A 20,428-nucleotide genomic window follows, 5' to 3' on the forward strand; every position below is an offset into this window, starting at 1 on the left:
AAAATAAAAAATAATAGTTAGAAGGATTTAGCAGTGGATTGGAAAATCGATACCGTTAAGGTAAGAGGGCTCGTCTTGCTCGCAACACTGAGCCTCAGCAGTACCGTGTCCCAAGCAGAAGTCAAAGTAGACTTCTCTGGGTTCGGGACCCTTGGCTATGCCGTTTCAGACAAACATTACAATTACCTTACCAATATCGATAATACAGGCACCTTTAGTCAGGATAGTTTATTGGCTGGGCAGTTGGATGTGCAGTTCACTCCTAAGTTTAGCGCTACGCTGCAACCACAAATCGAGGCTGATTCCTCTGACGATACTGGCTGGGAAGGCAACTTTGCATGGGCATTTCTTTCTTATCGCCCGACCAACGATTGGTTACTTCGCGCAGGTATGTTGCGCGTCCCCGGTTATCTCAACTCAGAAAACCGCGATGTCGGTGTTACTTACGACTATATCCGAGTACCTGCTGAATTTGACTCCTTAAGTCCGACTTATGACTTTACTGGTATATCGATTAATCGCTCCTTCATTCTTTCTGAAGGTGATCTCTATCTGGACGCTTATTATGGTGAAGCTAATACCGACTGGCGTTTCTTTTATCGGGAAGATGTAGGTAACGAAATCAAAGCAGGAAGCTTTTACTTCCCCATACGGCTGGAATTGACGGGAGCGGCCCTCACTTTCGAAACTCAGGAAGATGCCTATATCGCAGGTATACATTACGCTGTCAGCAACAATGAAAGTGAGCAGTTTAAGTGGTATGAAAAACCATTGTACGTCGAGAGCAATGGTGTCGGCTTTTACACCTATCAGGGTGCAACGCCTGTTGACCATCAGGACGTTATTATCGCAAACATTGGGGCAGATATTGCCCTGCGAAACGATACTCGACTGGCGTTTGAGTTTGCAGCCCGAAGAACAATCGGCAATGTGACTAACGGGCAAAATGGCTACACCGGATATGTTTCCCTTCGAAAGAATATCGATAAGTGGACACCCTACATCTTCTACTCTCAGATAAAAACCGATAGCGAAGAGACTAACTTTTATAACGCGTTAAATAACTCCTCTGTACCAGACGCTTTTCCAAATTCTAAGGTTATAAACGCTTCCCAAAAGGCGATGGCGGATGTTTACCAGTGTTACGACCAGTACTCTGTTGCGATTGGTACTTCTTATCGCTTAACACCCACCAGCAAGTTAAAAGCAGAACTCATGGTTAGCCGCATTGGGGACGCTTCAAGCCTGGTTGATGTACCTAAGGATACCGATATCCGAAATACAAACATCGGTGTCTTCTCATTGTCCTACAGCTTTGTGTTTTAAGTGAGGGGGATGAGAATGAAGTACTATATCTCCTGCTTAACACTTGTGTTAACGCTAATGAGCAACACGGCATACTCTGATGTCGTTGTTATCGGCAATCGCAATATCACTTCCGTAAGCAATGACACTATCGTGCGTATTTATACGGGACGTGTCATTGAAGTCGACGGAGTTTCGATAACGCCTGTGAATTTAAACCCTAAAAACCAGACGCGTAATCAGTTCCTCGATGTATTCTTAAATCAAGATGAAGACAAATACTCAGCATACTGGACGGTCAGGCGCTTCATAGGTAAAGGCACACCACCGATTGAACTAAAAACGGACAAAGAAGTTCTGGAATTTGTAGAGAAAAAAGCGGGAGCCATAGGATATGTCGATGACCAAAACATCGAGATTCCACCAACCGTGAATATTTTGAGCAAGTAAGTTAGACTGACTCTGTCCGAATCAGGAGTGTTACAAAGATGAGTCAGGCAGATATACAAAGCAAAATCGCCAGCTTCACTTCTATTGAACAAGCGCTGGAGTATTTTGAGATAGAGTTCGATAGTCGTTTTATAGAAGAGTATCGAACTCCTTTGATGAAAAGGTTTAACGGGTATCTGCTGATGGATAAACCCGATGACTGGTTTTCCGGTCGTCGGGCGTTAAAGAAAGCTTATTGCAAGGTTCAAAGGGGGCGACTGGATCCGCATACCCGATCCGCCTGTCGCGGCTGTACTTCTTGTCAGCGAAGGTAATTCACCTCAACTCAAAACCTTCGCTAAAGCCGTTGGGTACCCCCTTTCTTCCGCCAGTTTAATTGCCGTTTTCTCTACCTCGTCCAGACTCAACGACAAGTGTCTTGGGTGCTTTTCTTCGATTGAACAAGAGCCAGTGCTTATCAGGCGTTTACCGATCTCCTCACATATCTTATTCGATATCTTACAAGCTGCCTGATACGCAGAAGAGGCCTTTACTATCTCTACCCTTGCGTAATTGTTCAGAGTAAACGAAACATCCACCGCTCTTAGTGAAGGATCATCTCCGGGGATTTGCTGAGCTCCGTAAAGTGGTTTTCCTGCTTCATAAGCGGTCGAAAACGTCGGAACAAATCGACTTAGGTGTTGAATCGCAAGAGATGTTCGATGTGTTTGAATCGATTCAGGCCAGCCGGAACGAATTTTTTGCTCCAACTCTAACGGAAGTTTAGGCTGAGAACTGGCGTCATCAGAAGAGGACAAGCCGTCCTTGAATAGCGTAATATCCTCTGTCATGCCATGCAGTTGAAAATAGCCATCGGGATAAGGCGTCAACTGTGCCATGCCTTCCGGGGTTCCTCGTTCTCCATGGAAAATGACTTCAGGCCATTTCATATCGCAGTCTGGCCAGCGAGTCACGAACGCAGACTTAAATTCCACCAGTCGCTTTTGTGGCTGTCTGGTTACATCATCAATGGTTCCGCTCTTGTAGCCACAAGCATTTACAAGATAATCCGCTTTTAGTAAGTGCTTACTATTATTTATATCAGTAAACACAATATTCCATTGCTTCTTAGAATGCACCGGAGAGTGGCTATGGGTAAAGTTGGCTTCATCCAGGTGACTACTTGTAAGCAATCGACAATTTGGATGCGCTTCTAATGTCATAGTGACACTGGCTGCGAGGCGAAACACGCTAAGGCCAAACTCCTGAACAACGACAACCGGATATTTTAACTTGTCCAGCTGTGCTTTTTTTGCAAATGGTATGAGCCAGTCATCAATAGTCGTAGGATGTTCAGGCTGAGTTAATGCAGCTAATTGCTGTAAATCTTCTTGAGAATAAAGCTTGTAGTACTCTTCGGGCTGGCCCAGTACGTTATTGTTTTTATCATGGGCAACCAACTCCTGATATGTCTGTTTAACTATCTCAAGTCTTGGTAAAAGATCGGTTGGATTTCCACTGTCCGTAATCGGTGTGGCGATGACCGTAGGCCTTACATTCAAAGCGTGAGGGTATAAACGAACAGTTTCAATAGACTGTTTTAACAAGTCGAGACATTGTTGCTGGGAGATCTCTCGATATAAATTTCCGCCTGCATGCAGGTGACAAATTGGAGGGCCACTCACCAGCCCACTACCCTGCTCTATCAATGTCACCTTATAACCCTGCTCTGCGAGGTGCAAAGCGGTGGTTGAACCTGCAATACCACCACCAATAACCGCAATATGGCAAGCAGAGTTATCTGTCATTTTGTTCTCCACGTCTTTTACATCGCCTTTATTCATCTGTTAAGCGCTTTCCCTTATTTAAAGCTATACGGCAAAAAAGCCGATTCGATGTCTTTATACAGCATCCTTACCCAATCAGGATCACTCTCTTTAGGTATCAGTGGTTTCTTTCTGGGATCTTCTGGCGCGATTATAACCTCAATATTTCTTATTCCGGTATCGACAGCGAGAATAAAAAGCTCTTCAATATTTTTGTCACCCACCGCCAGGCATCCAACCGAGTATGATTTACCATGGATGAAGATATCACTACCCGGATTATCTCGACCCTCAGCTTTGGCCCATTTCAAATCAAACGCATTTGGATAATTTAACGCCATGGAAAGGTGAAACTTGCTGTTGGGATTTAATCCGGTAATTTGATAAATACCTTCAGGTACCTGCTTATCGCCTTCTGTCAGTTTTGGGCCAACCTCACCACTCGCACTCCAGATAAAATATTGCTTAATAAATCGTGTTTGCCCCCCACTTGTCGCCCACACCTCTATGATATGGCGCTCCTTAATCGCCAATAAGGTTACTTTTTCTGGTGGATATTGGATATCGACATGTTGGAAATGTGGAAGAAGGGCTTGTCTGGCTCCAGATGAAAACTCGGTAATGGCCTGATCTAAGGTGCGCTTCTGTTGTGAGCTAACCGCTTTTGAATTTGATGATGCAGAAGAGAGTGTTTCTGCGTAAGCAGAGAATATCGAAGAAGAAAAAAGAGCAAATGCACTCAAGGAAAGAGACAGAAATAAACGTTGAAACACCGGCATTGTAAATGCGCTTCTCTGACAGATAATAACCCGTTCATGATAAGCGCATTTTAGTTTAATTAGCCAGATCTATCTTAAGCGATATTAGAAGCCAAACTTACCATTCTGGTTTTTCCATTCACTTTTAGCCGGAATTTCCTGAATCGCATCCCAGTGCTCAACAATCATCCCGTTTTCAACGCGGAACATATCGTAGTAAGCAACATGGTTACCTAAGAACTCGCCTTCACTGATCGACACCACAAAATTGCCTTCGCCCAAAACCTTGTGGTTTTTTGTGTAGATCATTGATACCCCGTTTTCTGCCATCGCAGCAAATGCTTTACCAAGACCACTCAAACCATCAGCAACTGCGACATTATGTTGTAGATAGTCTTCGTCATTCGGACCGATAAACCTGCCAATCTGATCCATTTCACCATTCATCAAGATCGTGTTAACGAAATCAGCCACAATAGCTTTATTCTCTTCAGTTTTATCCAGATCTTTTATCTCTGTCGGACCGTCAAACTGAGTGCGACCACTTGGGTTCGCAGGAGCCTGTTCCTGTAGGTTATCCCAGTGTTCAACAATCAAGCCATCTTCAAATCGGAATACATCGAATCCAACCTTTGGCCCAAAGAAGTTGTATTTAGTATGAAGAACAACATACTCGTCATCTTCTATTGCACGCAGTACCTTCGCTTTTGCACTGCCTTCAGGAAGTGCCTTCATCACCTCTCCGAAACCAGCAAGACCATCACCAACGGCTAGGTTATGCTGTATATATTTTTCAGGATTAATGTACGCGACAGGCTCTGGGTTACCTGTTTCAATGCTAGAAATCAGCGCAACTGCTTTTTCTTTATTTGAGATAACAGAAGCTTGTTCATCTGCGGTAGTAGAACATGCTGCCGTTGCCAGAACACCAGCAGTTAAAAGTGTACGAGTAAAAAGTGTAGTAAGTTTCATTGTTCGTTCCTCTTGTTGGGATGGACGTATCTTAGAGTCATCCCAAAACCTTCGGCAGGTCATTCGAGGCCGAAAAATGGTAAATGTCGAACCTTACAGCAACTCCTACACCTACTCTTACACCTTACAAATGTGGATTGATATGCATCTTCTGAAACTGTGTCGGTGTATGTCCCGTATGCTTCTTAAAATATTTCACGAAGTTACTGGCATCTTCAAATCCTAGCTCATAGGCAAGATGTTGTATCGTGTTGTCCTTCAACACCAAACGACGCTTTATTTCGAGGATTGTGTAGGAATCGATAAGCTGTTTTGCCGTTAGATTGGTCGCAAGCTTGCATACCTGATTTAATGTTTTATAGGTAGTGTGTACTTGATTGGCATACCAGTTTGCATCCCGGATGGAGGAGTAATTCTCCTGCAGCAAGGTAAAAAAGCGGGCAAACCTTTGGTTCTGCTCTTTAGACATTTTGTCTTGTCGCGACTCTGGCCTTTCTCTGTGCAACATCAAAGACAAAGAGGAAAAAAGATACATAAGGATCAGCGGATCACAGTGCTTTCTGGCCGTCTCTTTGAGCATCTCTTCTATTAGGTGCTGAACACTCAAAGCCAAATCTTCATTGAGTTTTATCGCTGGTTGATACTGGAAATCCAGATGTGTTGGAGTGTAACTTGGAAGGCGCATGTTGGCGTGTACCTGATCCAAAAAAGCCTGCGTAAAAAGAAGCACGCTCCCCTTTGGGTGTTGAGAAAAATCGTAAGAATGGACCTGCTCTCGCTGTATAAACAAGATGGTATCTTTTTCAAAGGTGTGATCGACAAAGTCTATCGTATGGGTGCCTGCGCCTTTCTGAATATAGATGACAGCAAAGAAACTTACCCGGTGAGGCGACTCTGGGCTATGTTGTAAAGACGAGGCTCGCTTAGCCAGTTCCTCCAGGTCAACAATTTCGAACTGAGCGTCTTTGTTTGTCCTGTTATTAAAATTGACCAGTGGCACATTCATAATGTGGCCCATTCCTTCTCACTCATATACAGAAATCTCAGTTTAGTGGAGAGCTGTAATGAGATTCAAGAAATATATAATTCAGCAAGTTACCTGTCAGGAAATTTCGCAAAAATAGAGCTATATTAAGCCATTATTCAATTTATTGAGCTAATCTACTTTATATGAAACTTACAACACCGACATGCAAGGATGATAATGTTAGATGTGTTTAGAAAAATATCGGTTAAGGCTCGAATAGGGATAATTATTTCGTTATCCATTGTTTGTATTCTGGCTTCTCTTGTCATTAATCTTGTGCAGTACAACCGACTTGGTAATCTGGTCGAGATGATTTACGACCATCCTGTCACTGTTTCAAACGCCATCGATGAAATCGCTCTAAACATAGAACTGATCAACCGAGAGATGAAAGACATCACTCAGGAAAACGACGTAACACAAGCAGAAAGAGAGATTAGCCGCCTTCACCGAGAAACTCTCGGTCACTATGAGGTTCTTAAGGAGAGGTACTTAGGGGACCCGTCTGAAATAAAAAAACTTCGCCAACTATTTTTGGATTGGGAGCCAATCCGACAGAAAGTCTTTAACTATCGTTCCCTAAACCGCCCCGAACTCGCCTATCAGGTCACAACCACAGAAAGTGCCGTTCATATCGAACGTTTAACCAGAGTTGTAAATGACATAAAGCTATTTGCCGATAATAAACTCAAATCTTTTTATGCAGACACGAAAAGTGAAACTCAAAAGGGAATGGTGCTTATTAGCCTTATCGCAGTGGCGACAATAGTATTGTTTGTCACCTGCAGCTATGCCGTTCTTTTGAGCATCAATCATCAACTCAACAAACTATCACGCTTCTCCAAACAAGTGGCTAAGGGTGATTTACTCGCAGATTTGGACGTTTCTGGTGAAAATGAAATAGACCAGCTAGGCAGGGACATGTTGTCTATGCGCGAAAGCCTGAAGCAGCAAATCTATAAAAATGAAACTCAAAATAAACATTTAGTTGAATCAGAAAAACTGGCAACGTTGGGAGGACTTGTTGCAGGTGTGGCTCACGAAATGAACACACCTTTGGGTATCTCTATTACTGCGACATCTGTCATTCAGGATCTAAGAGATGAACTCAAAGAGTCGTTTCAAAACCAAACTCTTACCAGTCATCAATTTGAAGAGCTGATGGAAAGATTGACGATAAGCTCGGACATGCTTGCTGAAAACCTAAACAAGGGTACCAGACTTATACATGACTTCAGACTAACCGCTATCGATCAGGTATCGAACACTTGCTGTTCTTTCAATATCAAAGAGATCTTGAAAGCGTTGATGTCGAGTATGTATCCGGAGACGCGAAAAGTCCCTGTAGTCCCACTCATCACCGGAAGCGAAGAGCTGATGATGAACAGTCTGCCGGGAAGTATCACACAGTTTTTGTCCAACCTGATCGTAAATAGTGTACAACACGCATTCTACGACCAACCCGAACCTGAGATTGAGATATCATTCCGCGAATCTGGTAAGAATATAGTTCTTGAGTACCGGGACAATGGGTGCGGTATTCCTGAGTCTTTACATGAAAAAGTCTTTGAACCTTTCTATTCCAGCAGTAAAAGAACCGGAAAAAATGGACTTGGCCTCAATCTGGTTCAGTCACTGGTTCATGACAGGCTTAAAGGGAACATGAGTTTTACCTCCAGCCCAGGTCAGGGAGTGCACTTTGTCTTCACCTTACCAAAAGAGTTGAACTGCGATGACTAAAAACCGATGACCGTCCGAGTGATGGTCATCCAATTAATATTCCTTAGTGATATTTTCCCTCTTGCAGATTTTTATATATCAGATCATAAGTACCATTGCGTTTAATGATACTCAGACCACGATTGAATTTTTCTCTTAGCATTTTGTTTTTCTTTATCTCTTTAGAAAAGACAACGTAAAAATCTCGGCTTGAAAGCGGAACTGGTGAATAATCGATTCTTGATTTCTCTTCTTCGGAGTAGTTGTTTTCTAAATAATGAAGCCCAACTTCCTTAGTCATGGAAATGGCATCTATCTGACGATACAAAAGCTTAGTTAATAAGACTTCATATCCTCCACCTGTATCTAGATAGATAAGACCGTTTTTGGCTGCTTTTGATAACCTTGAGTATGGATTAACTAAGGTGACACCAATGGTTTTCCCTTTTAGATCGGACAACTCCTTCCAGTACACCGGTCTGGATTTTAGGAAGAAGAGCACTTGTTCGCTTTGTCCTAAGGCATCACTAAACTCATAGTATTTACTTCTTTCTTCCGTATATGCCCAACCAACGGAGCCATGCCACTCCCCGCCATGAGTATCTCTTCCACGCTTTGCATATTCTCCAGCTCGGGCCCACGGCAAAAATCGATACTCCACATCCATACCAACTGCGCTAAACGCTTCGGTAACGACATGAGCAGCAAACCCTCCAAACGGGCTTTGTTGAGATGTGTAGGGAGGCCATTCGCCTATGGTCAGGTGTACGATGTCATCTGCATGAGAAGGAAGTGTGATGAACACATTGAGCGCAGATAAAAAAGCAAGAGCAGGTAGTCTGGCTATTCGACACAGCAAGCGTGATTTCATAGACCTCTCCTAAACCCGATTAACACCTTTCCTAATTATAGAAAATGAAAATAGAGTTCACGTTACTACCAATTGATTAATTTATTATTAGTAATAAATCCTTAAATGTTCTCAATATTTGATATCCAAAAATGGAAAACGAGTTTGATTGAGTATACTTATGTCAGAGTTTTCTTTTTTTAACAAACTATCTAATATAAATATATACTTATATTACCTCTACCAAAGGATTGAATGTAAAGGTCAAAAATGAAAAATAAAGAGCTTGAAGAAAGTATCAAAAGCCCAATATTCAGCGGTGTTGGTAAGCGAATCATTTTAATCATGGTTCTGATCAGTAGTACGGTTACTTTATCTTCAACTCTTCTTCAGCTGTCCTGGGACTACACGCGAGAATTTAATGCCGTAGAAGCGAGACACAAAGAGATCCAAATGGTCCACGTTCCTCTACTTGCAGCATCACTTTGGGAGTTCGATTTAAAGCTTGTGCAACAACGTCTGGAAGGTCTGGTAAACCTACCTCGAATCGATTACCTGGAAATACGCTCAGCACACGATCATTTTAAAGCGGGTACCGCAGTACCCACCAACCGGGTTATCGACGGTTACCCGGTTGTATATAGAAAAACTCCAAGTTCCAAAGCCGAATATCTTGGTACACTGTACGTTCATTCCGATGCACAAGAGATATACGATTATCTTTTGTGGCAATTTATGGTGACCCTGATCATCAATGGTATTAAGACCATGATCGTCTGTCTGGTCATTCTGATGGTCGTCAACGAGAGTATCAATAAACGTATTTTTGCTATCGCTCGTTATCTTAGAAACTACAACCCAAGGCATCCCAGAAAGCCTCTGCGATTGAGATACAGAAAAATCATGATGTCACGAGCCGATGAAGTTCAATGGCTTGGTGATGAAACAAACCGAATAACCAATCGATTAACAACGCTCTACAACAACATTAAGTATGAGCAAGAACGATTTACCGATTTTGCCAATGTCTCTTCCGACTGGCTGTGGGAAACCAACGCAGACAATCAGCTTATCTATGTATCCAGCGAAATGGAGAAACACCTGGGACTGGATACCAGCGTACACCTCGATATTCGCGAACTGAATATCTTTGAAAATACGCAACAGTTTCTAACCAATATAAACAACAAACAGTCATTCGAGTTTTGCCAGGAGAAAGTCGAGATACATGGTAAAACCCATTACCTCTTGCTTCAGGCCATTGCAAATTATGAAGAGGAACAGGACGGAGAAGAAAGACAGTTCCTTGGTTTCCGTGGTACTGCCATTGACATTACCGTGCTGCAGCAAGCGCTCATTGATCTGGAAGAGCTCAATGAAAACCTAGAGAAAAAAGTGGAAGAACGAACTCACGACCTTCAGGCCAGTATGAATAATCTAAGGCAGACTCAGGAGAAACTGATTGAGTCTGAGAAACTGGCAGCATTGGGTGGCTTGGTCTCTGGTGTGGCGCACGAAGTAAATACCCCACTCGGAATCTCGGTAACAGCTGCCTCGATTATCAAAGAGATTGCTACAGAGCTAAATCGTGCATTCGATTCTCAAACACTAACAAGTGTTCAGTTCCAGGAACTGATGTCCCGCATGAATGACACTAACGTAATGCTTGAAGACAATCTTAGCCGGGCAGCTAAGCTCATCAAAGACTTCAAGCAAACAGCCGTTGATCAGGTTTCAGAAAGCCGAAGCCAGTTCGTTGTTTACAATGTATTGGATGCCTTACTGGCGAGTTTGCATTCAAGGACACGTAAAGTGCCTGTAGAGCCTGTCATCATCGGTGACAAAGCAATATCGATGAATAGTCTGCCTGGAGTGCTTACTCAAGTTGTATCTAACCTTGTGCTCAACAGTGTGAATCACGCCTTTGAAAATCAGGAGAAGCCGGAGATAAGCATTACTTTCGAGTTAAAAGGTGACGATGTTGTATTTGAGTACCGGGACAATGGTTGTGGTGTCGATAGATCGTACCACCAGAAAATTTTTGAGCCTTTCTTTACCACGAAACGTGGATTCGGCGGTTCTGGTTTGGGGCTAAATCTGGTATTCAACTTAATTCACCAGAAGCTCAAAGGGAATCTGGAGTTTGATTCTAATCCAGACGAAGGTGTGCATTTTATATTCTCTATCCCACAAAATTTACCACTCTCCTTAGAGAGTGGTATTGAAGAGGAAATATAAACGAAACGGTAAGAAGTTTAATCAGGATACATATCGCGAATGGCGATAAATTCTTCCCAACGTTCAACCATTAGTTCAACCAGCTTAGGCTCAAAGTGTTTACCGCTTTGGGCCTCAATTTCGCGTTGTATATCTTCATCAGACCAAGGATCTTTGTAGCTACGTTTAGAACCAAGGGCATCAAATACATCCGCCAGTGCCGTAATGCGTCCGGCAATTGGAATGTCTTCTCCGGAAAGTTCATTTGGATAACCGGAACCATCCCATTTCTCATGGTGATAACCGGCAATTTCTCGGGCAACCAGAATTAAACGACGTTTGGATTTACTCAGGATCTCCACACCATAATCCACGTGTTTCTTCATGATTTCCCATTCTTCCGCATCAAGCTTGCCTGGCTTATGCAGAATACTATCAGGAATCGCTACTTTACCAATATCATGAAGCGGTGAAGCGTGCTTAATCATCAGCGTCGTTTCTTCATCCAAACCGTATAGCTTAGCCAACTTCTCGGATATCATGGAAACTCGCTGTACATGCGCCCCTGTTTCCTTACTACGCGCTTCTACTGCGTTTGCAAGGTTATATACAAGCTCCTTAGAAGTGTCCTGCAAATCAACTAACAGGTTCAGGTTTTCAAAGGTTAGGGCGATGTTGTGCATGTAAATTCTAAGCAGCTGTCTGTCCAGATCAGAAAGTTGCTCTTTTAAGTTTACATACAAGATACTGATAACCTTACGCTCATCTTCAGAGAAAAGCACGTATGCATCATCGTATTGAATGGATTCGTTTTGTTCGAGCACTGCAGTGCAGCGAGTCGCAACCAGCTCAGGTAATAGATCAAACGAACAAACCGGATAAAAGTTGACGTAATCGCCTGTCGCTGCAAGCGTCAATGCTCTTGTATCCTCACTATCCGGACAAGGTTGCACAACACAGTAAAATGCGGATGCTTCAAGGTCGAGAAGAGAAGTCAGTTGATTCAGAACGGAAGAAGCATAAGTTTTGAGAGTATTCGTATTCTGCACATTCGCTGAAGCTTCGATAACCTTGCTCAGTCCTTCTTTCTGCTCTTCGATAATACAGAGATCGCGATAAGAGCGAAGCATGGAGTAAAGCAATGTTCTTAGCTTCTGCGTGGTAAGTTCAGTCTTCTCTTTATAGTCATCAATTTCATATTCCTGAATGACCATATCTTCAGGAGCCTGACCAGCCTGCCCCGTACGCAACACCAGCCTCGTCATATGGTTCTGAAGCTCGGTACGGATGTATTTAACTAGCTCTAACCCTGCATGCTCAGTTTCCATTACAACGTCAATCAAAGCTACAGCGATATCATCACTGCTGTCTAAGATCTCTTTTGCTTCGATCCCAGTGTAAGCAGAGATCAACTCTAACTTTCTGTCCTGAAATAGAAAACCATTAAGTGCCAACTTAGTAATTTGATGCATCTGTACATCATCATCAACGAGCAGAACCCGCCACGGTTTAAGTGGCGCTTTTCGCTGATTATCTTCATCATTATTATTTTGTTTACGGTGGTCGGCAAACAACTCCATTTTCACCTCACAGCTACACTCTTGCGGTCATAGTCTAGTACTTGTATATAACTATAGTAACGCTCTTATTTTGGAAAAATTCAAGAAAATTCTTGTACTTCAAATATGGATCACTAAGAAGTGAGACATATGTTAATTAATAATGGCTAATTTACATTAACCTGGAGAATGCTTCCATTACCTCTGGACATTTCATAACTCTTCCATGCCCTTGCCCATGTGTCGTTAGGAGTGTCACTTCATCACTCTCTTGGGCTGCTTTCTTTGATACTGAGTATTTAGTAAATCGATCCTTCTCATCGTGGACGATATACGTAGGAGATTTTCGGTTCATCAGGTGCTGATACGGGTCGATAATGTGAATAGGATAATGATACTGCGCGGCAACATCCTCCACGACTTCCTGAAACAGCTTCATTGAATAACCTGAACGTGCAACGCTGCCAAACAGGTTATCGAGATAATCGAGAACGGGTGCAATAAGCAGCAGAGGACATTCCGCAATTTTTGCGTGACGACACTCCAGTGTAGCGGCAGTTCCCATGCTATGCGCGACGACACCTGCGACATCATCAAGATGATCAAGCACCGCTTCAAGGCAACGGACAAATACAGGTATATGCCCATATGCGCCACCGCTATCTCCGTGCCCAGGCTGGTCGTAAGCAACAGCTGTATAGCCATTGGCAGCAATATGTTCCATGAGAGGATAAAACTGGCTGGATGAACCGGACCAACCGTGCGTTAACAACCAGACAGGCCCTGAACCTAAGGAGTAGAGTTTCAATACGCCTTCGTCGGTTTTTAGATCGTGCGCTATCAGACCCTCTGGCGCTTCATTGGCATTCCGCGTTCTGACCGGTGTTAAAAATAATCTCTTCGCAGTGTTTTTTGCATGTTTTGGTGCAACGGTATGATGTAAGCGGGTAGAGAGATTAATAAGTTGTTTTTTAAAACTATTTTTTCCTGATTTGCTGAAGTAAATCTTCTCACTCATTATTTAAGCCATTTTAATTATATTTTTCGACACTATAACAAATGACTTAGCATTAATCCGTTACAGATACGCAACATTTGAATATTTACTCTCATCAACTCGCTATTCCCTCTGCTAATACGGTATGACACAATAATGCGTAACACTTTTGGCTTAGGGAAAGAATGGACAACTTTCTAGCACAACTGGCTTTTTCTGTTTCAATTACAGGCCCTATCTGCCTGATGCTTTTTCTTGGTGTTATCTTCAAAAAAGTCGGACTTATTAATGATAATTTTATCGATGTAGCCTCAAAACTGGTTTTTCAGGTTACTCTTCCAGCCCTACTTTTTTTAAGTATTGTTAAGTCAGATCATGATTTTGGCAGTGCAACAGACTTTATCGCATTTGGCATCATCGCCAATATTCTGTTTTTCATTTTTACTTCAGCCACCGTCGGTAAGGCGATTTCAAACAAAAAAGATAAAGGTGTTGTGGTTCAGGGTGCTTATCGCGCAAACACCGCGATTATCGGACTGGCGTATGTTGCCAACGCATATGGCCATGATGCTGTCGCTGTTGCTGCGATTTATGTTGCTCCTATGACTATCTTGTACAACATACTGGCAGTTATCGCTCTTACACCAAAAGGAGACAGCTCTTTTTCTCAAGTCAGCAAAGTGATGGTAAAGAGCATCACACGAAATCCGCTAATTTTAGCGATCATGACCGGAATCCTTTTTTACACTCTTTCCATTCCTGTCCCTGAGATGGTACTAAGTGCAGGCCAGTACTTTGCCAATATGACGCTGCCTTTGGCACTACTTTGTACCGGTGGTTCACTCAATCTCTGGTCCCTCAAAAACGAAGGTAAGCCTGCGTGGGTTTCAACTTGTTATAAGCTAGCTCTGGCTCCACTATTTATTACCTCAGCAGCACTCTTATTGGGCTATCGCGGACTAGAGCTAGGTATTGTGTTCTTTATGAGCTCAGCACCCACCGCTGCCGCTAGCTATGTAATGGCAAGAGCCATGGGAGGCAATCCAACTCTTGCCGCTAACATCATTGCACTCACTACCCTACTTTCTTTGTTGTCAACAACCAGTGGTATTTTTATCCTCTCTGTATTCTCCTTAATGTAAAAATGAAGCTCACCTAAGTGCATAGACCAATTGAATAGAATGAAGGCTTATAAACCGAGTTCCATTTAATATCCGCCCCCCTTCTACTCTGTATAGCTTTCTATATTCTTGCGTTTGATCTTTTTTTAACACATACTTTTAGCTATCAATTTGATAGGTAGTTTTTATGTCCGACAATCAAGTTGAAGGGATTTACGAGTTTCCATTGACTTCACAATCAGCGAAGAAACTTGTAAATAATTTGGCGATTAATGATACATCCAAAATATTCCTTGGTGCTCATGCGAGAGAACGAATGGAACAACGGGGAGTTACTCGAATGCAACTTTTTCAAGTATTGAGTAATAAGCACAGCCGAGTTACAGAAGCACCTCACCAAACACCTCGTGGTGAGTGGAAATGTAATCTACAAGGTATCGCTTCAGGTGAAATAATCGAAGTCGTTGTCTCGCTAAGAAAGCACGACACTAATCCGTCAGCATTCGTCGTTACCGTTATGGTTAAATAAAGGGGTTAACGTGTATCACTATTTAGAGTGTGGCCTGTCATATGTATATTTGACGAATGGCTTCACAAGAAAAGTCATTGATGACGAAGAGTTTGTAAGTATCGATAACCTTTACGATCTTCATGCCTTAATCGGCAGAAACATCGTTTCTCAAACCAGACCAATACTGGGTGAGGAGTTTAAGTTCATCCGCATTGAGTTAAACATGTCTCAAAAATCACTTGGTCATTTGCTAGGAGTAGACACCCAAACCGTTGCACGTTGGGAAAAGGAACAGTCCCAAATACCGCGAACGGCTGATGTTACGCTCAGATCTTTATACGCTGAGTTTCACGACGAAGATAGTCAAATCGGTTTGATGTTAAACATGCTTTCCGACGTAGAAATTGAATATTCAATGTCAGAGCTGCACCTTGAAGAAGAAGAGCGAAAGTGGCGGATCGCTTAGCATTATCTACACAAACAAAAAATCCGATATCAATTGCTGATATCGGATTTGTTTTTTTAGCCTTCAGTTAAGAAATTGCTACTTGCCAACTTTATAGAACACGGTAGATAGTGGTGGCAGTTTAAGAACCAGAGACTGTTCCAAACCTTCACTTTCCACATCTTCGGTTTTACGAGTCTTATAAGCACCAAAATCACTACCCTGATATTTTGCATCATCAGTATTAAGTAGTAACTTGTACTTGCCTTTGACCGGTACGCCCAGACGGAACTTCTCGTGTGGTACTGGGGTAAAGTTTGTCACGACCAGAATACGTTCACCATCTTCACTGATACGCTCATGAGCAAGAACACTTGCATCTGCAGCATCAGAAAGACGCCATTCAAAGCCTGCAGGCTCACAATCCTGATCGTACAGAGCCGCCTCTTTACGGTAAAGGAAGTTAAGGTCACGAACCAGATCCTGAACACCCTGATGGCGTTCATACTCAAGAAGATGCCACTCTAGTTGTTCATTGTGGTTCCATTCGCTTGTCTGACCAAACTCAGTGCCCATAAAGTTCAGCTTCTTACCTGGCTGACCATACATATAGCCAAGGAAAGCACGCAAGTTCGCTGTTTGCTGCCACTCATCACCTGGCATCTTGTCATGAATAGAGCGTTTACCGTAAACCACCTCATCATGAGACAGTGACAATACATAGTTTTCACTGTGTGCATAAATCAGTGGGAAGGTAATTGTGTCGTGGTGGTAGCTACGATGCACAGGCTCTTCCTGAATGTAAGAAAGGCTGTCATGCATCCAACCCATGTTCCACTTAAAGCCAAAGCCCAGACCACCCATAAATGTTGGCGCGGATACACCTGGGAACGCTGTTGACTCTTCTGCGATTGTCATTGCGTTCGGGAAGTGGCGATAAACTTCTTCGTTCATCCACTTAAACATAGCAATGGCTTCGTAGTTTTCACGGCCACCGTCAACGTTAGGAATCCACTGATCATGACTACGTGAGTAATCCAGATACAGCATAGAAGCAACCGCATCGACACGAATACCGTCGATATGGAACTGTTCAAACCAATACAGTGCGTTAGATACAAGGAAACGGCGAACCTCTTCCTTGTGAACGTTATAGATGAAAGAGTTCCAGTCCTGATGCCAGCCACGACGTGGATCTGGATCGTGGTACAGCGGTGTACCATCAAAGTTAGCCAGGCCGTGACTATCCGCAGGGAAGTGGGCCGGTACCCAATCTAGAACCACACCGATTCCTGCCTCGTGACACGCGTCGATGAAGAATTTGAAATCATCCGGAGAACCAAAGCGACTTGTCGGTGCAAAAAGACCTACTGGCTGGTAACCCCACGAACCATAGAATGGATACTCAGATACAGGCATCAACTCTACGTGTGTGTAGCCCATATCTTTTAGATACGGTACAAGCTCTTCAGCCATTTGGCGGTAGCTCATAAAGCTGCCATCTTCGTTGCGCTTCCAGGAGCCCGCATGAAGCTCGTAGAAAGACAGAGCTTCTTTGGTCTTAACCGTGACTTCACGATTCTGCCATGCCTTATCTTTCCACTGGTAACGATTGTGGTCATATGTTACTGACGCAAATGAAGGATACTGCTCCGCGTGGAAACCCCATGGGTCAGCTTTGTGCGGCAGGCCTTCACCGTGTGGGCCTTTCAGCTCATACTTGTAGGAAGTACCTTCCGGCATCTCTGGCATAAAGATGCCCCAAACACCGTAGTCCAGACGCTGCATTGGCGTGCGGCGGCCATCCCAGTGGTTAAACTCACCGATCAGACTTACTGCTGAAGCGTGCGGTGCATAAACCAGAAAACGTGTACCAGAAATCTGCTCACCATCACGTTCGATGGTCATCATCTGTGCACCCATATGATGGAACATGTTTACAGGTGTGTGCAGATCTTCATATGAAGCGTAAAGCCCATGATACTGATATGGATCGTCAATGATCTGTTCAACACCAGCCCAATCGATTGCTAATTTGTAGTGCGTAAACGTTAGGTCTGAACCATCACGCAGAACAAAGCCGCTCTCTGAGTCTCTTTCAAGCTCGACACGCGGCTTACCTTCTAAAACAAGTTCTACTTTATCCGCACCCGGCATCCATACTCTAAGGGAAACCTTATCTTCCGCGATATGATAAGGTCCAAGAAAGGAGAATGGTTCCGAAAAAGCCGCCTGAGCTAGCTGGTTATAAGCCTTGGTCTCTTTCGAGATTTTAGAATTGTTCAACTGCCGTCTCCCTTTAATATCTTACTTACAAAAAATAATCCATGGCATTTTGAGGGGGTTATTATCAATTGTTGCCTTTCGCAAAAAAGCCCGCTAGTGCGGGCGGTTAGCGTACGGTTAATATACCGAACATCCGATGTACATTGAGTGACGTAAACAATGAATTACGTCACTAACAGCGATTTCTTTGAGTTTAAACAACTATTCGCTCGCTTGTGCTCGGACTTCAGTCAGACGTTTCGCGATTCGGTTTACCTCTGCTCTTGAGAAGATCTCGTCCAGAGTAAGTGAAAGCTTACGTCTCCAGTTCGGGTATTCATCTACCGTACCCGGAATGTTAACGGGTTTATCCATTTCCAGCCAGTCTTCAAGCTGCACACTTAGCAGCGCTGAAGAACCTGCACCAACGTGAAGCTGCAACGCTTCCGCCAGATAGGAGTCCATAGGAACCAAAGAAGCATCACGTCCAACACCTTCTGGCAGGAATCCATGCCAGGCAACGCTGTCCAGAATACCTTGTTTACATTCAAGTCGATCATCGAACAACTTCTCTAGTTGCTCCTCATCCGGGTACAGACCAAGCTCTTTACCCATCTTAAGGTCGTCGCAGTGCCAGAAGCCGCGCAGTGTTGGCATATCGTGCGTACAAAGTGCAGACATTGATTGCTCTTTGTAGTGTGATGGAGAGTAGAAACCGCCATCTTCCGCTACTTCGAAGAAGAATACCTTGTATGAGTGTACACCTGCATCAGCAAGAATATCTACGATTTCGTCAGGAACTGTGCCAAGGTCCTCACCAATAACACTACACTGATGACGATGTGATTCAAGCGCAAGAATCGCAAGCATATCTTCTACAGGATAATAGATGTATGCACCTTCTGTCGCACCCTTACCTTCTGGAATCCACCAAAGGCGAAGCAAACCAAGTACGTGGTCAATACGAAGAGCACCACAATGTTTCATGTTCGCACGTAGGAGTTTGATGTATGCGTCGTAACCTGTCGCCTGAAGTACCTGTGGGTTAAGCGGTGGTAGTCCCCAGTTTTGTCCAAGAGGACCAAGAATGTCTGGTGGAGCACCAATGCTTGCGTCCATTACCAGGTTGCCTTCGTCTGCCCAAGTTTCTGAACCAGAGTTTGCTACACCAACCGCTAAGTCGCGGTACAGACCAACTGACATGCCCTTCTCTTCTGCAAGAGCCTGAGCTTCTTTGATCTGGCCATCAGCCAGCCACTGAAGGTAAAGATAAAGCTGAACCGTATCACCGTGATCTTTAATGAACTTTTGTACTGCTGCATTTTCAAAGCTACGATATTTTTCAGGGAATACCGGCCAGCCCCAGACAGACGAGTCTTCCGCATGTAAGTGTGCATGAATCGCGTCAAAAGCTGCTTGATGCAACAAGCTGTCACCACCAAGCTCAACAAATGACAAGAAGTTACCTGCACGTTCAGTTTCTTTATCCAGATGTCTGGTTTTAAATTCGTTATAAAGAAGCGGAAGTACACTCATCTTAAGATCAGAAACTTCTGTGTAGTTTACCCAGTGTTCTTCACGTACTTTCTTAAGGCGCTGCTGGAACTCAGAGCTGCCTACTTTTTGCTGTGCTTCAACACTCAATGCGAACTCAGGTACTGAGCTAACATCGATATATAGGATGTTCAGCCAACGACGAGAAGACGGGCTGTACGGGCTCGCCCCTTCTGGGTTAGCCGGGAAAAGAGAGTGAATCGGGTTAAGACCAACAAAGTCACCACCACGAGAGGCGATCTCACCAACAAGTTGCTTAAGATCACCGAAGTCACCAATACCCCAGTTATGAGGTGTCTTTAGGGTATAAAGCTGAACGCTCGGGCCCCAAAGTTTCTTATCTTGTTCGAGGCTATCTTGCTTGAAACATGACTTTGGAGTAACAATGATAGTCATCTCGTACGGAGTCTTACGACGCTTACGAGAAACAGAAAGTTTGTGGTAACCCCAAGGTAAGTTAGGAAGCTGGAATACCAGAGGGCCACCCTCTGCACGATCGTCACGAACAATCTGAGACTGAAGGTAACCTTCCAGAACATCGCCCTGCTCGGTTTCCAGACGCCAGCTGAACTCGCTTTCACGCGCGCTAACACCCAGGTTCAGCTCAACTTCTACCGGCTGGTCGCTATCTTTGATAACTTGAACCGGACCTAAAACATCTTTTTTATGTTTTTTTTCTGCAGACTTAAGCAGGTTCTCATCACTGGACGTATCGTACCCAAGAGAGCCCAGAAGGCTCCTTATCGTTTCATCAGAAACGAATGCGTCATCTCCCCATGCACTGACATAGCTGTCTGAAATTCTAGCCATTTCAGCGACTTGTTTTAAAACTGATTTATCTTTCATCGCTCTCTCCGAAGGCTGAAGCGGGCC

17 protein-coding genes are annotated in these 20,428 nt (G+C 43.7%); 8 read left to right on the forward strand and 9 right to left on the reverse strand.

Going from position 1 to position 20,428, the window contains the following annotated elements; genetic code table 11:
- The first annotated feature begins 33 nt into the window (after positions 1–33).
- The 3 genes from SNR28_RS06790 to SNR28_RS06800 are packed head-to-tail and all read left to right on the forward strand — an operon-like array spanning position 34 to position 2,069.
- Positions 34–1,326 carry a hypothetical protein gene (locus SNR28_RS06790; RefSeq protein ID WP_375748453.1) on the forward strand — a complete coding sequence of 431 codons (1,293 nt, stop codon included), beginning with the start codon at positions 34–36 and terminating at the stop codon, positions 1,324–1,326.
- 15 nt (positions 1,327–1,341) lie between these two features.
- On the forward strand, positions 1,342–1,755 hold the full coding sequence (locus tag SNR28_RS06795; RefSeq protein WP_375748454.1) for a hypothetical protein: 414 nt from the start codon (positions 1,342–1,344) through the stop codon (positions 1,753–1,755).
- 38 nt (positions 1,756–1,793) lie between these two features.
- Positions 1,794–2,069 (forward strand): nitrogenase-stabilizing/protective protein NifW, encoded by a 276-nt coding sequence (locus SNR28_RS06800; RefSeq protein ID WP_375748455.1) that lies wholly within the window; start codon positions 1,794–1,796, stop codon positions 2,067–2,069.
- Positions 2,070–2,075: 6 nt separating this feature from the next.
- Here SNR28_RS06800 and SNR28_RS06805 read toward each other — a convergent pair whose 3' ends face one another.
- The 4 genes from SNR28_RS06805 to SNR28_RS06820 all read right to left on the reverse strand — a co-directional run bounded on the left by SNR28_RS06805 (position 2,076) and on the right by SNR28_RS06820 (position 6,296).
- The gene (locus SNR28_RS06805; protein WP_375748456.1) at positions 2,076–3,542 is read right to left on the reverse strand and encodes an FAD-dependent oxidoreductase; all 1,467 of its coding nucleotides are present in this window, start codon (positions 3,540–3,542) and stop codon (positions 2,076–2,078) included.
- Between the two features lie 53 nt (positions 3,543–3,595).
- Positions 3,596–4,339 carry a murein L,D-transpeptidase family protein gene (locus SNR28_RS06810; RefSeq protein WP_375748457.1) on the reverse strand — a complete coding sequence of 248 codons (744 nt, stop codon included), beginning with the start codon at positions 4,337–4,339 and terminating at the stop codon, positions 3,596–3,598.
- Positions 4,340–4,423: 84 nt separating this feature from the next.
- Positions 4,424–5,290 carry a hypothetical protein gene (locus SNR28_RS06815; protein WP_375748458.1) on the reverse strand — a complete coding sequence of 289 codons (867 nt, stop codon included), beginning with the start codon at positions 5,288–5,290 and terminating at the stop codon, positions 4,424–4,426.
- Between the two features lie 124 nt (positions 5,291–5,414).
- Positions 5,415–6,296, reverse strand: a complete 882-nt coding sequence (locus SNR28_RS06820; protein WP_375748459.1) for a helix-turn-helix transcriptional regulator — start codon at positions 6,294–6,296, stop codon at positions 5,415–5,417.
- 198 nt (positions 6,297–6,494) lie between these two features.
- Here SNR28_RS06820 and SNR28_RS06825 point away from each other — a divergent pair, with 198 nt between their 5' ends.
- Positions 6,495–8,057 carry an ATP-binding protein gene (locus tag SNR28_RS06825; protein WP_375748460.1) on the forward strand — a complete coding sequence of 521 codons (1,563 nt, stop codon included), beginning with the start codon at positions 6,495–6,497 and terminating at the stop codon, positions 8,055–8,057.
- Between the two features lie 43 nt (positions 8,058–8,100).
- Here SNR28_RS06825 and SNR28_RS06830 read toward each other — a convergent pair whose 3' ends face one another.
- Entirely contained in the window at positions 8,101–8,907 is an 807-nt protein-coding gene (locus SNR28_RS06830; RefSeq protein ID WP_375748461.1) for a substrate-binding periplasmic protein, read from the reverse strand.
- A gap of 249 nt (positions 8,908–9,156) precedes the next feature.
- On the opposite strand from SNR28_RS06830, the gene SNR28_RS06835 reads away from it, so the two are divergent.
- A complete protein-coding gene (locus SNR28_RS06835; RefSeq protein WP_375748462.1) occupies positions 9,157–11,124 on the forward strand; it encodes an ATP-binding protein in 1,968 nt (655 codons plus the stop codon).
- A 17-nt stretch (positions 11,125–11,141) separates the two neighbouring features.
- On the opposite strand, the gene SNR28_RS06840 is transcribed toward SNR28_RS06835, so the two are convergent.
- Positions 11,142–12,683, reverse strand: coding sequence for a DUF3369 domain-containing protein (locus SNR28_RS06840; RefSeq protein ID WP_375748463.1), 1,542 nt, complete (start codon positions 12,681–12,683; stop codon positions 11,142–11,144).
- A gap of 151 nt (positions 12,684–12,834) precedes the next feature.
- Positions 12,835–13,680, reverse strand: coding sequence for an alpha/beta hydrolase (locus SNR28_RS06845; protein ID WP_375748464.1), 846 nt, complete (start codon positions 13,678–13,680; stop codon positions 12,835–12,837).
- Positions 13,681–13,844: 164 nt separating this feature from the next.
- On the opposite strand from SNR28_RS06845, the gene SNR28_RS06850 reads away from it, so the two are divergent.
- The 3 genes from SNR28_RS06850 to SNR28_RS06860 all read left to right on the forward strand — a co-directional run bounded on the left by SNR28_RS06850 (position 13,845) and on the right by SNR28_RS06860 (position 15,757).
- The gene (locus SNR28_RS06850) at positions 13,845–14,801 is read left to right on the forward strand and encodes an AEC family transporter (RefSeq protein WP_375748465.1); all 957 of its coding nucleotides are present in this window, start codon (positions 13,845–13,847) and stop codon (positions 14,799–14,801) included.
- 166 nt (positions 14,802–14,967) lie between these two features.
- Positions 14,968–15,309, forward strand: a complete 342-nt coding sequence (locus SNR28_RS06855; protein WP_375748466.1) for a DUF4258 domain-containing protein — start codon at positions 14,968–14,970, stop codon at positions 15,307–15,309.
- A 10-nt stretch (positions 15,310–15,319) separates the two neighbouring features.
- Positions 15,320–15,757 carry a helix-turn-helix domain-containing protein gene (locus tag SNR28_RS06860; protein ID WP_375748467.1) on the forward strand — a complete coding sequence of 146 codons (438 nt, stop codon included), beginning with the start codon at positions 15,320–15,322 and terminating at the stop codon, positions 15,755–15,757.
- Between the two features lie 78 nt (positions 15,758–15,835).
- On the opposite strand, the gene glgB is transcribed toward SNR28_RS06860, so the two are convergent.
- Complete coding sequence (gene glgB, locus SNR28_RS06865; RefSeq protein WP_375748468.1) at positions 15,836–18,022, reverse strand: 1,4-alpha-glucan branching protein GlgB; 2,187 nt, start codon at positions 18,020–18,022, stop codon at positions 15,836–15,838.
- A 201-nt stretch (positions 18,023–18,223) separates the two neighbouring features.
- Positions 18,224–20,401 (reverse strand): 4-alpha-glucanotransferase, encoded by a 2,178-nt coding sequence (gene malQ / locus SNR28_RS06870; RefSeq protein WP_375748469.1) that lies wholly within the window; start codon positions 20,399–20,401, stop codon positions 18,224–18,226.
- Positions 20,402–20,428: the final 27 nt, after the last annotated feature.

It is taken from the genome of Vibrio iocasae (assembly GCF_042245395.1).
GTDB classification, from domain to species: domain Bacteria; phylum Pseudomonadota; class Gammaproteobacteria; order Enterobacterales; family Vibrionaceae; genus Vibrio; species Vibrio iocasae.

Coding starts and splice junctions, on each gene's coding strand:
- SNR28_RS06845 (WP_375748464.1), bottom strand. CDS start 13,680: ATGAGTGAGAAGATTTACTTCAGCAAATCAGGAAAAAATAGTTTTAAA.
- SNR28_RS06850 (WP_375748465.1), top strand. CDS start 13,845: ATGGACAACTTTCTAGCACAACTGGCTTTTTCTGTTTCAATTACAGGC.
- malQ (WP_375748469.1), bottom strand. CDS start 20,401: ATGAAAGATAAATCAGTTTTAAAACAAGTCGCTGAAATGGCTAGAATT.
- SNR28_RS06830 (WP_375748461.1), bottom strand. CDS start 8,907: ATGAAATCACGCTTGCTGTGTCGAATAGCCAGACTACCTGCTCTTGCT.
- SNR28_RS06840 (WP_375748463.1), bottom strand. CDS start 12,683: ATGGAGTTGTTTGCCGACCACCGTAAACAAAATAATAATGATGAAGAT.
- SNR28_RS06800 (WP_375748455.1), top strand. CDS start 1,794: ATGAGTCAGGCAGATATACAAAGCAAAATCGCCAGCTTCACTTCTATT.
- SNR28_RS06795 (WP_375748454.1), top strand. CDS start 1,342: ATGAAGTACTATATCTCCTGCTTAACACTTGTGTTAACGCTAATGAGC.
- SNR28_RS06825 (WP_375748460.1), top strand. CDS start 6,495: ATGTTAGATGTGTTTAGAAAAATATCGGTTAAGGCTCGAATAGGGATA.
- SNR28_RS06835 (WP_375748462.1), top strand. CDS start 9,157: ATGAAAAATAAAGAGCTTGAAGAAAGTATCAAAAGCCCAATATTCAGC.
- SNR28_RS06805 (WP_375748456.1), bottom strand. CDS start 3,542: ATGACAGATAACTCTGCTTGCCATATTGCGGTTATTGGTGGTGGTATT.
- SNR28_RS06810 (WP_375748457.1), bottom strand. CDS start 4,339: ATGCCGGTGTTTCAACGTTTATTTCTGTCTCTTTCCTTGAGTGCATTT.
- SNR28_RS06815 (WP_375748458.1), bottom strand. CDS start 5,290: ATGAAACTTACTACACTTTTTACTCGTACACTTTTAACTGCTGGTGTT.
- SNR28_RS06820 (WP_375748459.1), bottom strand. CDS start 6,296: ATGAATGTGCCACTGGTCAATTTTAATAACAGGACAAACAAAGACGCT.
- SNR28_RS06855 (WP_375748466.1), top strand. CDS start 14,968: ATGTCCGACAATCAAGTTGAAGGGATTTACGAGTTTCCATTGACTTCA.